The organism is Alexandriicola marinus (genome assembly GCF_004000435.1).
Classification (GTDB): domain Bacteria; phylum Pseudomonadota; class Alphaproteobacteria; order Rhodobacterales; family Rhodobacteraceae; genus Alexandriicola; species Alexandriicola marinus.
The window spans coordinates 846,501-859,402 of the sequence record NZ_RBVZ01000001.1 but is presented as its reverse complement, the minus strand read 5'-3'; the positions used below and the strand labels follow the sequence as shown (position 1 = coordinate 859,402).

General features: G+C 64.9%; 12 protein-coding genes. 4 read left to right on the top strand and 8 right to left on the bottom strand.

Annotated elements, in window-relative coordinates:
- From EP376_RS04265 to EP376_RS04255, 3 genes are read right to left on the bottom strand one after another with little or no spacing between them, the layout of a single operon-like run.
- Positions 1-795, bottom strand: coding sequence for a Na+-translocating NADH-quinone reductase subunit C (locus EP376_RS04265; protein ID WP_127654285.1), 795 nt, complete (start codon positions 793-795; stop codon positions 1-3).
- Positions 782-1,564 (bottom strand): RnfABCDGE type electron transport complex subunit D, encoded by a 783-nt coding sequence (locus EP376_RS04260; RefSeq protein ID WP_127654284.1) that lies wholly within the window; start codon positions 1,562-1,564, stop codon positions 782-784. The genes EP376_RS04265 and EP376_RS04260 overlap by 14 nt, the downstream gene beginning before the upstream one ends.
- Positions 1,561-2,832, bottom strand: a complete 1,272-nt coding sequence (locus EP376_RS04255; protein ID WP_127654283.1) for a Na(+)-translocating NADH-quinone reductase subunit A — start codon at positions 2,830-2,832, stop codon at positions 1,561-1,563. The genes EP376_RS04260 and EP376_RS04255 overlap by 4 nt, the downstream gene beginning before the upstream one ends.
- 183 nt (positions 2,833-3,015) lie before the next feature.
- Between EP376_RS04255 and EP376_RS04250 the strand changes: the two genes are divergently transcribed.
- The 3 genes from EP376_RS04250 to EP376_RS04240 all read left to right on the top strand — a co-directional run bounded on the left by EP376_RS04250 (position 3,016) and on the right by EP376_RS04240 (position 6,308).
- Positions 3,016-4,197: a cytochrome c3 family protein gene (locus tag EP376_RS04250; protein WP_127654282.1), complete on the top strand. Its 1,182-nt coding sequence runs from the start codon at positions 3,016-3,018 to the stop codon at positions 4,195-4,197.
- A gap of 130 nt (positions 4,198-4,327) precedes the next feature.
- Positions 4,328-5,335 (top strand): hydroxyectoine utilization dehydratase EutB, encoded by a 1,008-nt coding sequence (gene eutB / locus EP376_RS04245; protein WP_127654281.1) that lies wholly within the window; start codon positions 4,328-4,330, stop codon positions 5,333-5,335.
- Positions 5,325-6,308: a cyclodeaminase gene (locus EP376_RS04240; protein WP_127654280.1), complete on the top strand. Its 984-nt coding sequence runs from the start codon at positions 5,325-5,327 to the stop codon at positions 6,306-6,308. The genes eutB and EP376_RS04240 overlap by 11 nt, the downstream gene beginning before the upstream one ends.
- A 5-nt stretch (positions 6,309-6,313) precedes the next feature.
- Here the strand turns inward: EP376_RS04240 and glpK are convergent, their stop codons facing one another.
- Together glpK and EP376_RS04230 are read right to left on the bottom strand one after the other, a co-directional pair.
- Positions 6,314-7,804, bottom strand: a complete 1,491-nt coding sequence (gene glpK / locus EP376_RS04235) for a glycerol kinase GlpK (RefSeq protein ID WP_127654279.1) — start codon at positions 7,802-7,804, stop codon at positions 6,314-6,316.
- Between the two features lie 66 nt (positions 7,805-7,870).
- A complete protein-coding gene (locus tag EP376_RS04230; protein WP_127654278.1) occupies positions 7,871-8,587 on the bottom strand; it encodes an RlmE family RNA methyltransferase in 717 nt (238 codons plus the stop codon).
- A 124-nt stretch (positions 8,588-8,711) separates the two neighbouring features.
- Here EP376_RS04230 and EP376_RS04225 point away from each other — a divergent pair, with 124 nt between their 5' ends.
- Entirely contained in the window at positions 8,712-10,205 is a 1,494-nt protein-coding gene (locus EP376_RS04225) for a hypothetical protein (protein WP_127654277.1), read from the top strand.
- Between the two features lie 150 nt (positions 10,206-10,355).
- Here EP376_RS04225 and EP376_RS04220 read toward each other — a convergent pair whose 3' ends face one another.
- Genes EP376_RS04220 through EP376_RS04210 form a run of 3 tightly spaced genes read right to left on the bottom strand, consistent with a single transcriptional unit; the run spans position 10,356 to position 12,688 of the window.
- Positions 10,356-11,423: a methyltetrahydrofolate cobalamin methyltransferase gene (locus EP376_RS04220; RefSeq protein WP_127654276.1), complete on the bottom strand. Its 1,068-nt coding sequence runs from the start codon at positions 11,421-11,423 to the stop codon at positions 10,356-10,358.
- 9 nt (positions 11,424-11,432) lie between these two features.
- The gene (locus EP376_RS04215; protein ID WP_127654275.1) at positions 11,433-12,362 is read right to left on the bottom strand and encodes a methylenetetrahydrofolate reductase; all 930 of its coding nucleotides are present in this window, start codon (positions 12,360-12,362) and stop codon (positions 11,433-11,435) included.
- 29 nt (positions 12,363-12,391) lie between these two features.
- Positions 12,392-12,688: a virulence factor gene (locus tag EP376_RS04210; protein WP_127654274.1), complete on the bottom strand. Its 297-nt coding sequence runs from the start codon at positions 12,686-12,688 to the stop codon at positions 12,392-12,394.
- Between the last annotated feature and the right edge of the window lie 214 nt (positions 12,689-12,902).

Sequence of the window (12,902 nt, the reverse complement as noted above, 5' to 3'; positions counted from 1 at the left end):
TCAGAACTCCCCCCGCGCGATGGCATCGAGAAGCGGCCCATAGCCATCGGGGCCGAGCCAGAACCGCACCATCTGGGTGACACCGCGCCCGGTGCGGGTGGCACCGGTGATGCCGTCGACCTCGTGCACGCCGGATGACGGCCCGCGCGCCACGCGAAAGCGCATTTCTCCACTGTCGTCGCGCAGCTCGGTTCCCGGGAAACTGGCCTGCCAGGACCTTTCCTCGATGCGCCCGCCAAGGCCCGGCGTTTCGGAATGCCGGGTCACGGCGATGCCCGCGATCGTGTTCATGTCGCCCCGGAGCGCTAGGATCGCGTCGATCATGCCGCCATAGCCCTGACCACTCAGCGGCAGCAGGACAAGGCTCACCTCGTCGCCCTCGCGCAGAAAGAAGACCTGCGCAAAATCAGGGCGCTGGCCAAGGCCCGCCAGATCGGCACCCGCCTCGAGCGCGGTCCAGTTCGCCGGATCTGAGAGCGCGGCGTCCAGCGTCGCGGGCGTCACCCCGTCGGCGGCGCGGCCGGTTTCAAGGTTGATCACGACAGTGCTGAGCGTGCCGCCCGATTGCTCGAGGATGGCGGCCATGCCGGGAATGCCGTCGACCAGCGCCGCGATCCGGGCCTGTTCCTCTGCTGCGCGATTCGCCGCCTGGATCGGGCGCAGCGCGACCGTGGCCCCGCTGACCAGCGCCGCACAGACCGCCGAGACCAGAAAGGCCACGATCACGGTCTTGGTCCGGCTTTCGTTCGGCAAGGCGAGCAAGCGGCGCCATGGGTTCCAGTCACGTTCTGCCATGACGTCTCCTGCGTTTGGCAAGCCAGATCGCCAGCGCCGCCTCATCGAGGAGCGGGGCTGCCAGCGAGGCAAGAAGGGCGGCGGCCACCGCGATCTGGACGGGCGCTGCACCAGCCCAGCCCGATGCGAACAGCGCCACGAGTGCGGTATAGAGCGCGCCGTGGATCCAGCGGCCCAGGGTGGTGGCGGCAGATGTCACGGGATCGGCCACCAGAAGGACGAGCACGATCCCCGCCATCAGGATGACCGGCCCGCCGAGGACACCGCCGGCATAGGCCACAAGCCCGGTCAGGATCGCACCTGCGAAAAGCGCCCCCGGCATGACGCCTGTCGCCACGCCGATCACGATCGCCGGGATCGCGGCCCAGGCGACCTGCGGGTCGAAGACCGGCCAGTCGAAGGCCGGAAAGCCAAAGCCCAGAAACGACAGGGCAATCGTGGCCGGGTTCACGACATTGCGGCCCCAGCCGCCGAAGACCAGCTCTCCCATCACGACACCGAAACTGATGCCCAGAACCATGCGCAGAACGCCAAGTTCCTCGGGCGCCAGCATCGCGATGGCAAGCGCGCTCACCAATGCCGCCAGCGATGGCGCCTGCGCGCGTGCCAGCATGAAGACGAGGTGCCAGACACCGATGACCAGCGCCGCAAGGCCCAGCCGCGCGACCGCATCCGCGCCGCCCGACCAGAGCCAGAACAGGGCCAGCGGAAGATAGGCCGCGATCAGCATCAGCGCCACCGTTTCGCGATTCCAGAGCCCCCGTGTCATGCAGCATACTCCGTCTCGATCCGGTCGAGCATCCCGCGCAAATCGGCCGTCAGCTGGCCCGACTGGCTCAGAACGTAATCCGCCAGCGCGAGATCCTCCTCCAGCAGGGACAGGACGCCCAGTTTCATCGCCGTTTCGTCATCGCTGGCACTCAGCGCGCGGATGAACGGGATCGCCGGCATGGCGGCGGCCAGCGCCTGATCGAGTGCTGCCGTCGGGATCACCGGATTGGCGCGCGACGCGCGCGTCAGCGCGGCGATCAGCCAATGGGGTTTGTCCGGGACAGCCTCCCGCGGCAGGACGGTGATCTGGCGGTGGCGTGGGGCGAGCCAATGGGCCATGTGCCCGTCGAGCGGCGATCCCGACATCAGGACATGCGGCCCCCGCTCCACATAGCGTTGGGTCAGTTGCCGCAGGTCTGCACCGGGATGGGTCCGGACAATGCGGGCCTCGCGAAGCGCGGCGCCGGCGATGTTCACGAGCCGCGTCATCGGCAATTCGCCGCTCTCGACGAGCGCGCCGAGCGCGGCCACATCCTCGGCGCCCAGATCCCAGACCGGCGTGTCGAGAGCAGCGGGACACAGATCGTGGATCCGGATGCCGGCCGAGCCCTGAGGATGGCGACGACCACAGCGGGCAACCCGCACGCGGCCCCCGCCAAGGCCCGGCGCGATCCGGACAGGATCGTCCTCGGCACAGATGACATGCACCGGCCCGTCGGTCAGTTCGGCGAGCGCGGCAAGCCCGCGGTCGAAGACTTCCGCCTGCCCCTTGATCGCCCGGCGCGGATCGGGGGCGAAGGGCCGCGTGTCGATCGCCATGACGATGATGGCGGAGGGCTGTTCCGATTGCGACGGCATGCCGCCGAAGGGCCGCCGCCTGATCCGGGGCCAGAAGCCCGCGACTTGCATCAGATGCCTCACCCCGGCAGCAGTGCCCGCACGGGACGTGTCGTGGTGCTCCACCGCGTCTTCGTTCTCGCGGAACAGCACGATTTCCGAGAGCTTGCGCCCCGGCAACAGATCGAGCCGGGCGACCCGGCCCGCGATGGGCGCTGCGAAACAGATGTCGGGCGCATGCCGTAGGCAGGCCAGGGCCGCGCCTTTCGCCACGACCTCTCCTTCGGAGACGAGCGGCGTGACATGCAGGGACGCGCCGCGCGGAGGCCGAACGCCGGCCTCTTCGGTCACGACCTCGTCGATCGCCGATCCCATGGGGGGAGAGGGGAAATCGAGGGCCAGTCCGGCCCCTGTTCCGGCGAATGTCATCCTGCCTCCGGTCACACATGGTGCAGCCCGACCCCGGAGGATTGCCCCCGTGACGCCGGTCTTGCATCGAGCAGAGCCTAACAGCGCGATTCCCCCACCAATATGAGCGAGATCAAAGTCGGCCCGGCAGCAGCACTCTATTCTCGGCGCACGCAATTCACCCGCAAGCGCAGGAGAAACGTAATGCATTTGCCCAGTCTATTATCCTCAAGGGCGGTGGTTCCGCTGGTCCTAATTTCAGTTTTATTCCTCGGTGTTCAGACACTTGCGCAATCCGAACCAGAGGATGCGGAGACGGCCGAGGAAAGTGTTGTCCCCTTTGCCCTGCCGCAGTCGGGGCCATTTACCCCCGCTGAAATCAACATCGACAACGACAAGGCGATCAGCGACTGGTTCCGATCGGCCCATGCCAATGCCGCGGCCGAGGCCTTCAGCCACTGGGACGACGACGGCGAGGTCCGTGCCGCCTGCGCCACCTGCCATTCCGGCGAGGGGTTCCGGGATTTCCACGGGCTGGACGGCACCGAGGCCGGTGTGGTCGACGGTCCGATCGACGTGGGCGGCGTCGTCGATTGCGGCACCTGCCATAATGCGGGCCTTGCCGAGATCCGCGAGATCAGCCTGCCCAGCGGCGTCGTGCATCCGGTTCAGGGTGTCGAAGCCTCCTGCCTGACCTGCCACCAGGGCCGGTCGGCCGGTATCGATGTCGAAACGGCGACAGCCGCGCTGGCGCTTGACGAACCCAATCCTGAACTGCGCTTCATCAACCCCCATTACGCGACAGCCGCCGCGACGTGGCTGGGTGGATATGGCCAGGCCGGTTATCACTACGAAGGTCGTGAATATTCGGGCCGGTTCTTCCATGCCGCCCCGGTGGCAAGCTGCAATTCCTGCCACGAGCCCCACACGCTCGAGGTGGAATTCGAGCCCTGCCAGACCTGCCACCTCGCCGATAGCCCGCAAAACGTCCGGATCGCACGGCAAAGCTATGACGGCAGCGGTGACGTTTCCGTCGGCATCCGCTCTGACATCCAGAACAACGCAGCAACCCTGCTGTCGCTGATCGAGGATTATGCCGCCGAGGTCGTGGGCGTCCCGATGATCTATGACGGCTCGCGCTATCCCTATTTCTTCACAGATGCCAATGGCGACGGCGCCATCGACATGGTGGATGGGCAAAACGTGGCCTACGCCTCGTGGACCCCCAGAAGCCTGCGCACCGTCTTCAACTGGAAACTGGTGACGGCCGATCCCGGCAACTATGCCCACAACCCGGAATACTCGCTCGAACTGCTCTACGATTCGATCGAGGATCTCAGTGGGCCGCTGGGTCTCGACATGGACGAGCTTGGTATCCTGCGCTAGGCGACCAGCCTCTTGACGACAATCGGCGGGCCTCACGCCCGCCGATTTTTTTTGCGGCCCGTTCTGGTGCAATCGCCCCCATGCTCGGCTAGACAGGCGGGACGACACAACATCCCCGGCGTGCCATGACATGAGCCTGACCCTCACAGATATCCTTGCCGCGCGCGCGGCGATCCGGGGCGTGGCGGATCACACGCCCTTTGTGCCCTCCCCCTTCCTGTCGGACAGGATCGGGCAGGACTTCCTGCTCAAGCTGGAAAACATGCAGCCCATCGGTGCGTTCAAGCTGCGCGGCGCGATGAATGCCGTGATGTCGATCCCCGACGGGACGGCAGGTGTCACCTGCTGTTCCACCGGCAATCACGGGCGCGGCGTGGCCTATGCCGCTGCCAAGCGCGGCATCCGGGCGGTGATCTGCATGTCGGAGCTTGTCCCGCAGGTGAAGGTCGACGGCATCCGCGCGCTGGGGGCCGAGGTTCGCATCGTGGGCCAGAGCCAGGACGACGCGCAGGAAGAATGCCTGCGACTGGTCGGGGCAGACGGTCTGGTCGAGATCTCGCCCTTCGATGACGCCAAGGTCATCGCGGGTCAGGGCACCATCGGGCTCGAGATGCTGGAGGCGCGGCCCGATCTGCAAACGATCCTCGTGCCGCTGTCGGGTGGCGGTCTGGCCGCGGGCGTCGCCCTGGCGGCCAAGACGATCAGGCCCGACATCCGGGTGATCGGCATCACGATGGAGCGCGGCGCCGCGATGTATGCCGCGCTCCGCGCGGGCCACCCGGTCGAGGTCGACGAGGTGCCGAGCCTTGCCGATTCGCTGGGCGGCGGGATCGGAATGGACAACAAGCTGTCCTTCGCCATGTGCCGCGACCTGCTGGACGACACCATCCTCGTGTCGGAAGAGGAGATCCGCGACGCGATGCAGGTGCTGTTCTTCGAGGACAGGATCGTGGCAGAGGGGGCCTGCGTGGTCGGCATCGCGGCCCTTCTGGCGGGCAAGCTGCCACAGGCGACGGGGCCTATGGCCACGATCATCACGGGCCGCAACCTCGACATGGGCATGTTCCTTGCACTGATGGCGGGCAAGGACGTGCATTTGGGCGAACTGACGATCAGGGGCAAAACATATGGCACATGACATCCGCATCGTGACCGAGGCCGAATTGCGCGCGGCGGTCGCGCTCGATCTCGAGACGGTCGACGTGATCGAGAGGGCCTTTGCCGCGCTTGCCTCGGGCGAGGTCATCATGCCACCGATCCTTTCGATGGAGATGATCGCCGCAAATGGCGAGGTCGACGTCAAGACGGCCTATATCCCCGGCGTCGACGGGTTCGCGATCAAGGTCAGCCCCGGCTTCTTCGACAATCCCAAGATCGGGCTTCCCAGCCTCAACGGGTTGATGATCCTCTTTTCCACCAAGACGGGGCTGGTAGAGGCGGTGTTCCTCGATAACGGATACCTGACCGATATTCGCACCGCCGCCGCCGGCGCCGTGGCCGCGCGCCATCTGGCACCCGGAGAAGTGACCACCGCGGGTGTCATCGGCACAGGCGTTCAGGCGCGACTTCAGATCGAAGCCGCGCATCTGGTGCGGCCCTTCGAGCATGTGCTGGTTCATGGGCGTGACACGGCAAAGGCCCGCGCCTGCGCCGCGGATCTGGCACAAACGCTCGGGATCGTGGCCGAGGTCGCGCCCGACGCCGAAACGCTTGTCCGCGCGTCGCAGCTTGTGGTCACGACAACGCCCTCCCGCAGCCCGCTGATCGAGGCCGATTGGCTGCACCCCGGACTGCACATCACCGCGATGGGGTCGGACCAGTCGGGCAAGACGGAACTCGCCCCCGAGGCCCTGGAGAGCGCGGATCTTTATGTCTGCGACCGGGTCAGCCAATGCGAAGTATCAGGCGAACTTGAGGCCGCCCGCGCGGCGGGGCTGATGGCCGCCACGCCGCCGGAACTGGGCCAGATCCTCGCGGGCCAGGTGCCGGGCCGAACGGCGCCCGATCAAGTGACGATCTGCGATCTGACCGGAACCGGAGCGCAGGACACGGCCATTGCCAGCCACGTCTTCGCCGTGATGGGCACGGCGGGCACGACGATCCGCGCCTGAGGCCCCTACCCCGCGCTCAGCGTGCGGCGCACCGCATCGCGCCAGCCGGCGATCCGACGGTCGCGCTCGGCTGCATCGAGAGCCGGCTCGAACCGACGCTCCAGCGCCCAATTGGCGGCAAAGCCCTGTTGATCGGGATAGATGCCCGCCCGCATCCCCGCGAGCCACGCCACGCCAAGCGCCGTTGTCTCGAGGATCCTGGGCCGGTCCACCGGCGCGCCGAGGATGTCGGACAGGAACTGCATCGTCCAGTCCGACGCGCTCATCCCGCCATCGACGCGCAGAACACCGCCCGCAGCCCCGTCTTTCCAGTCGGCCTGCATCGCATCCAGCAGGTCGCGCGTCTGGAACCCCACGCTTTCCAGCGCCGCGCGCGCGAATTCCGCGGGGCCCGAATTGCGCGTCAGCCCAAAGATTGCACCGCGGGCCTCCGGGTCCCAATGCGGCGCGCCAAGGCCAGTAAAGGCCGGCACGAGATACAGCTCATGGCCCGCATCCGCACCTTCGGCCATCGCCTGCGTCTCGGGCGCCGCGCCGATCACGCCCAGCCCGTCGCGCAGCCATTGCACGACCGCCCCCGCGATGAAGATCGACCCTTCGAGCGCATAGGTGGGCCTGCCCTCGAACTGGTAGGCGATCGTCGTCAGTAGCCGGTTTTCCGAGCGGACCGGATCGGCCCCGGTATTCAGAAGCGCGAAACAGCCGGTTCCATAGGTCGACTTCATCATGCCCGGTTCGAAACAGGCCTGCCCGATGGTCGCGGCCTGCTGATCGCCCGCCACACCAAGGATCGGGATCGCGGCCCCGAGGATAGCGGCATCCGCGACACCGAAATCGGCGGCGGAATCGTGGACCTCGGGCAGCATCGCCATGGGAATGCCGAACCGCTCGCAGATCGTGGCATCCCATGCGCCTTTGCGGATATCGTAGAGCATGGTGCGCGCGGCATTCGTCGCGTCGGTCACATGCGCCGCGCCGCCGGTCAGTTTCCAGATCAGGTAGCTGTCGACGGTGCCAAAAAGTATCTCTCCGCGTTCGGCCCTCTCGCGGGCGCCGTCGATGTGATCGAGCACCCATTTCAGCTTGGTCGACGAGAAATAGGGATCGAGCAGCAGGCCCGTCGTCGCGATCACATGCTCCTCGAAGCCCTCGGCCCGCAGTTCGGCGCAGAAATCGGCCGTCCGCCTGTCTTGCCAGACAACGGCCCGGTGGATCGGCGCGCCGCTCTCGGCATCCCAGACGACGACCGTCTCACGCTGGTTCGTGATGCCGATGCCGGAGATATCACCGGCAGCAAGGCCGGCCTTGGCGATGGCGTCCCGGCAGGTGGCAACGACACTGTCCCAGATCTCGTCCACGTCATGTTCGACCCAGCCCGATTTCGGGAAATGCTGGGTGAATTCCTGCTGGGCCACGGATGCGATGTTCATCCCGGGATCGAACACGATCGCACGGCTCGATGTGGTGCCCTGGTCGATGGCAAGGATATGGGTCACGTCGTCCTCCCTTGTATTCGGCTGGGCGACAGAATGTCGTCAAGGCCGGTCAAGGGCAATGGGGGCTCAGCCGCGAAACCCGCGCGCCACGACGAACTTTTCCGAACTGTCCGAGCGGGAACTGGGCGGTTTGACGTTATCGACCTTCTCGAACTTCTGCTTGAGCCGCTTTTGCAGATCGCCCTCGGCACCGCCCGCCAGAACCTTGGCCACGAAGGTTCCGCCGGGGCGCAACACGTCGAAGGCCAGCTCGGCCGCCGCTTCGCAAAGCGCGATGATGCGCATGTGGTCGGTCTGCTTGTGCCCGGAGGCGGAGGCGGCCATGTCCGACATGACCACATCGGCCTGACCGCCCAGCCAGTCCTTGACCTTATCGTCGGCACCCTCGTCGAGAAAGTCGAGCACGTGGAGCTCCGCCCCCGGGATCGGCTCCACCTCCTGGATGTCGATCCCGATGATCCGGCCCTGCGGTTTCCTTGCGTTGTCGCCAAGCGCATTGATCCGCGGCACGGCAACCTGACACCAGCCACCGGGCGCACAGCCCAGATCGACGACGCGGGCGCCCGGCACGAGAAAGCCGAAGCGGTCGTCAAGATCGAGGATCTTGAAGGCCGCCCGCCCGCGGTAGCCCTCGGACTTGGCGCGGGCGACGTAGGGGTCGTTGAGCTGGCGTTGCAGCCAGAGCGTCGAGGACATCTTGCGGCCGCGCGCTGTCTTGACCTTCACGGTCAGATCGCGCTGGCCGCGGCCAGAGGTGCCCTTCTTGTCGGTTTTCTTCGCCATTCCCGTTCTATGCCCGAGCGCCCGGCCCCATGCAAGGCAGGTCAATCGCGGACCTCCTGACTTGACATTCCACGGCGAAAACAAGGACGATTAGATTTTCCGCCTAGCTGGTTGGTGAGGGTCCGTGATTTCCTATCGCAATACATTCGAATTTTCATTCTGGCGCGCCGATCGTGCATTCGATGCATTTCTGGCCGAACTTGCAGGCCGGTCGAGCCCGGTTTCAATCTCCGCCGCCGCCTTCGTTGCGGATCAGGAAATCTCTGAGATCGCGGAATTCCTGGTCGAACTGCCTGATCTCGTGCCAGGCACAGGTCAGCTGATCAAGGTGGGAACCAATGAGACGATCACCGGAGGGAATGAGGCGTCTCTCATTGCAGGTGATGTTCTCCTCATGGAGGAGACCTCGCCCCTCGAACCGGGCGACGGCGGGCGACATCGATACAAGTTCGGAAACGATACGATATCAGGAGATAGTAGCGCAGGCGGCGGAGACGATCTTATATCCGGCGATGTCTACGATTTCTCCGTGTCCGTGATCTACGAGCTTCCTCGGGGGGGGACCGATGTTCCCAACAGCTCCATCTATTTCCAGTTCGGCGACGACATGCTGGATGGAATGGACGGCAATGACATCCTGACCGGGGATATCTACGATCCATCGTTCTCTCTGGGCGTGGAATTCGACCTGAACATCCACGATGACCCATTGGACGCCATGAATGGGGAGACGATCCTCTTTTTCGGTGACGACATCCTGTTTGGTGGCAACGGCGCGGACAACCTGTCGGGGGATACCGTGGGGGGCTACTTCGCCACCAACCTGCCTGCGCTTTTCAGTTTTGGAGATGATGAGCTCTACGGAGACGCGGATGGGGATCGGCTGTTCGGCGACATTGGCGACGCGCATTTCATGTCAGAGTTGACGGGCTACTGGGGGATCGGGTTGCAGGGGTATCTGGAGAACACGCGTATCAACGTCATCTATAGCTATGTATTCCCGAGCTATTCCCAGCGTTACGAATTCGGGGATGATCTTCTTGACAGCGGGTCGGGGGCCGACCTTCTGATCGGCGACGGCGGGGCGCTGGAGATCGACTACGGCTGGACCGACATCTACACCGAGCACTTCTTCGGCCACGATACCCTGCTTGGCGGCTCCGACAACGATATCCTATTCGGAGATGTCGCCGGGCTGTCCATCGGAGCGCCCTGGTACTACAGCGACGGAAACGCGGTGGCCGAGCAGAACCACACCTATCTTTACTATGGCAGCGACACGATCGTCGGCGGGTCTGGCGATGACAAGATGTGGGGGGATTATGAGGCGTCCGACGAATTCCTCGACAAGCTGCCCGCCGATGCAACCCACGTCACGCAGGTGGGCGGCCAGGACGTGTTCGTCTTCGATATCGGCAGCGGTCATGACGAGATCTGGGATTTCAGGCGCAACGAGGATACGCTCGATCTGCGGGGATACGGCTATGACGACGTGTACAACATCGTCTGGTCCTGGCAGGGAGACAACATCCTGATCGACCTTGATGGCACCAGCGAGGACATCGCGTCGATCCTGATCATCGGTGGCGACATCTACTACAGCGATATCCTGATCTGAAATCCGGGCCGCCCCGTTCAGGCAGGCCACACCGGGCGAGCGAGCCCGCGCCAGCCCGGTCCCGACAGAGGCAGGACAGCCAAGCCTGGACCCGGCTTCTTTCAAAGAAGCCGGTCGGAAACTTTGCAAGTTTCCGTCGGCGTCCCGAAATCAGCCGGCGCGGCGACGACGTCCGCCCGAACGCCCGCCGCGACCTCGGCCGCCTTCTTCGCCCGGCGCCGCAGGGGCCCGGTTGAAGCGGATCCATTCCGCGCCCGAGGGATCGTTGTCGGTAAGGAAGTTGGCGGCACGGATCGCCGCCATCTCGCCACCCGGGCGTGGCTTGGTGGAGCCCATGCCGAACAGCTGGACAAAGGTTTCGTCATCCATATCCTCGGGCAGGATCACGCCTCGGGCGGCGACTTCGGCCCGCTTTTCGGCGATCTTCGTCTGCGTCACCGGAAGCGCCACCGGGTTCATGATCGCGCTGGTCATGCCAGACGCCATCGCCATCGGCAGGAAGGCATTGTTGATGCCATGCCGGTTCGGCAGGCCGAAGGAAATGTTCGACGCGCCACAGGTCGTGTTCACGCCCAGCTCGTCGCGCAGGCGCCGCACAAGCGTAAAGACCTGAAGCCCGGCCGTCCCCATCGCGCCCACCGGCATGACCAGAGGATCGACCACGATGTCATGGGCCGGAATGCCGAAATCGGCGGCACGTTCGACGATCTTCTTGGCCACCGCAAAACGCACGTCCGGGTCTTCGGAAATGCCCGTGTCGTCGTTCGAGATCGCCACAACCGGCACGTTGTATTTCTTGACCAGCGGCAGAACGAATTCGAGCCTGTCTTCCTCGCCCGTGACCGAATTCAGAAGCGGCCGGCCTTCACAGGCCTGCAAGCCCGCTTCCAGCGCCGCCGGAACCGAGCTGTCGATGCAGAGCGGCACATCGACCAGCCCCTGCACCAGCTCGATCATCTTCGTCATCAGCGGCGGTTCCGTCTCGTTCGGATTGGGGTTCGAGTTGTAGACGACACCCGCGTTCACATCGAGAATCGTGGCGCCGCAGGCCACTTGGGCGACCGCGTCCTTCTCCACGGTCGAGAAATCGCCCGCCTCGAGTTCGGCGGCCAGTTTCTTGCGGCCCGTGGGATTGATCCGCTCGCCGATCACGCAGAACGGCTGGTCAAAGCCGATGATGGCGGTCTTGGTCTTCGATTCGACGACGGTCTTCGTCATGTGACTTCCTTACTGATCTGCGGCCGGAACGCCTGCGGCGCCGCCGTTTTCACGTGTCCAGGTGGCATTGGTCTTGATCCCCCCGAGCGGGAAGAAGTGCACCTTCTCGATGTTGAAATCCGGGTTCGCCGCCTTGTGGGCCGCAAGCTCGGCCACGAAGTCGGTCGGCTCATAGGGCAAAAGCAGCTTGGAGACATCCATCGCCCGCTTCTGAAGCACCCTGAGCGACGGGCCCACGCCGCAGGCGATCGCGAACTTGATCAGCGTCTGAAGCTTGGCCGGACCCGCGACGCCGATATGGATCGGCAGCGTCACGCCTTCGGCGCGCAGCCGGTCGGCCCAGTCGATCACGGGCCGCGCCTCGAAGCAGAATTGCGTGGCAAGCGCCATTTCGGCATCCGTCCGTTCCGAGAACGCCTGCTTCCAGCGCAGAGCCTCCATCACGGCGCGGTCCGAACCGTCGGGATCGATATCGCGGTTGCCCTCGGGGTGGCCCGCCACATGCAGCCGCCTGAAGCCCGCCTTGTCGAAAAGACCCGTCTCCATCAGTTGCATCGAGCAATGAAACGCCCCTTGCGGCTCGGCCACACCACCGGCCAGCAACAACGCCTGATCGACACCGGCCTCGCCCTGATACATGGCGATCCAGTTCTCGAGCGTTGCGGCATCGGGGATGATCCGCGCGGGAAAATGCGGCATGACCGGGTAGCCGGCGTCATTGAGACGCTTTGCGGTGGCGACCATGTCCTCGATCGGCGTGCCGTCGATATGGGCGATATAGACGCGGGTTCCCTCGGGCAGGAGCACGCGGAAATCTTCGACCTTTTCGGCCGTTCGGGGCATGACCTCGATGGAGAAGCCGTCGAGAAAGGCCTCGATCTCGGCCGGAACCTCTGACTGCGGCGCGACGCGGCGCTTTCCAAACGACAGGATCGACATCACCAACTCCCTAAGTCCGGACACGCGGATCACGCATGACCGTTGTTCTCGATCAACGCCATCAGGCGCGGCTTGTCATAGGCCGCCTCAAGCTCATCGGCCTTGGCCTTCGCGGCGTCTGTCGGGTCGCCCTCGGCCGAGCCGACGATCTCCTTGCGCCATTCGGCAAGGTAGTCATCCGTCCCGGCTGCCCCGCTCTTCATCGCGGCGCGGTCGATCGCCTGTTCGAAACGCTCTGACAGGGGCACCTTCGTGCCCCGCCGTCCCTTTCCGACGATGACCTGTGCCGGGATGTCCCGCCAATAGACAACCGTGATATCGCTCATCCGACTCGTCCCCGAATTCCTCGTGCCTCTTTACCGCGATGTTGCCGCGCGCAGCGTCGAATTTCGACATCTGCGACGCCGGCAACGACCAAGCCCGCGATTGGAGGTGAAACCTACTGCCAGCGGACCGGGAATACCATGCGCGCGTGCCTCCGGATTGTTCATGTTGATCATGAGCCGGGTGATATCGCGACCTCGCGGCCATCACTACGCT

Bases quoted from the DNA above. Each gene is read 5' to 3' on its own strand.
- EP376_RS04265 (WP_127654285.1), bottom strand. From the start codon at position 795: ATGGCAGAACGTGACTGGAACCCATGGCGCCGCTTGCTCGCCTTGCCG.
- EP376_RS04260 (WP_127654284.1), bottom strand. From the start codon at position 1,564: ATGACACGGGGGCTCTGGAATCGCGAAACGGTGGCGCTGATGCTGATC.
- EP376_RS04255 (WP_127654283.1), bottom strand. From the start codon at position 2,832: ATGACATTCGCCGGAACAGGGGCCGGACTGGCCCTCGATTTCCCCTCT.
- EP376_RS04250 (WP_127654282.1), top strand. From the start codon at position 3,016: ATGCATTTGCCCAGTCTATTATCCTCAAGGGCGGTGGTTCCGCTGGTC.
- eutB (WP_127654281.1), top strand. From the start codon at position 4,328: ATGAGCCTGACCCTCACAGATATCCTTGCCGCGCGCGCGGCGATCCGG.
- EP376_RS04240 (WP_127654280.1), top strand. From the start codon at position 5,325: ATGGCACATGACATCCGCATCGTGACCGAGGCCGAATTGCGCGCGGCG.
- EP376_RS04230 (WP_127654278.1), bottom strand. From the start codon at position 8,587: ATGGCGAAGAAAACCGACAAGAAGGGCACCTCTGGCCGCGGCCAGCGC.
- EP376_RS04220 (WP_127654276.1), bottom strand. From the start codon at position 11,423: ATGACGAAGACCGTCGTCGAATCGAAGACCAAGACCGCCATCATCGGC.
- EP376_RS04215 (WP_127654275.1), bottom strand. From the start codon at position 12,362: ATGTCGATCCTGTCGTTTGGAAAGCGCCGCGTCGCGCCGCAGTCAGAG.
- EP376_RS04210 (WP_127654274.1), bottom strand. From the start codon at position 12,688: ATGAGCGATATCACGGTTGTCTATTGGCGGGACATCCCGGCACAGGTC.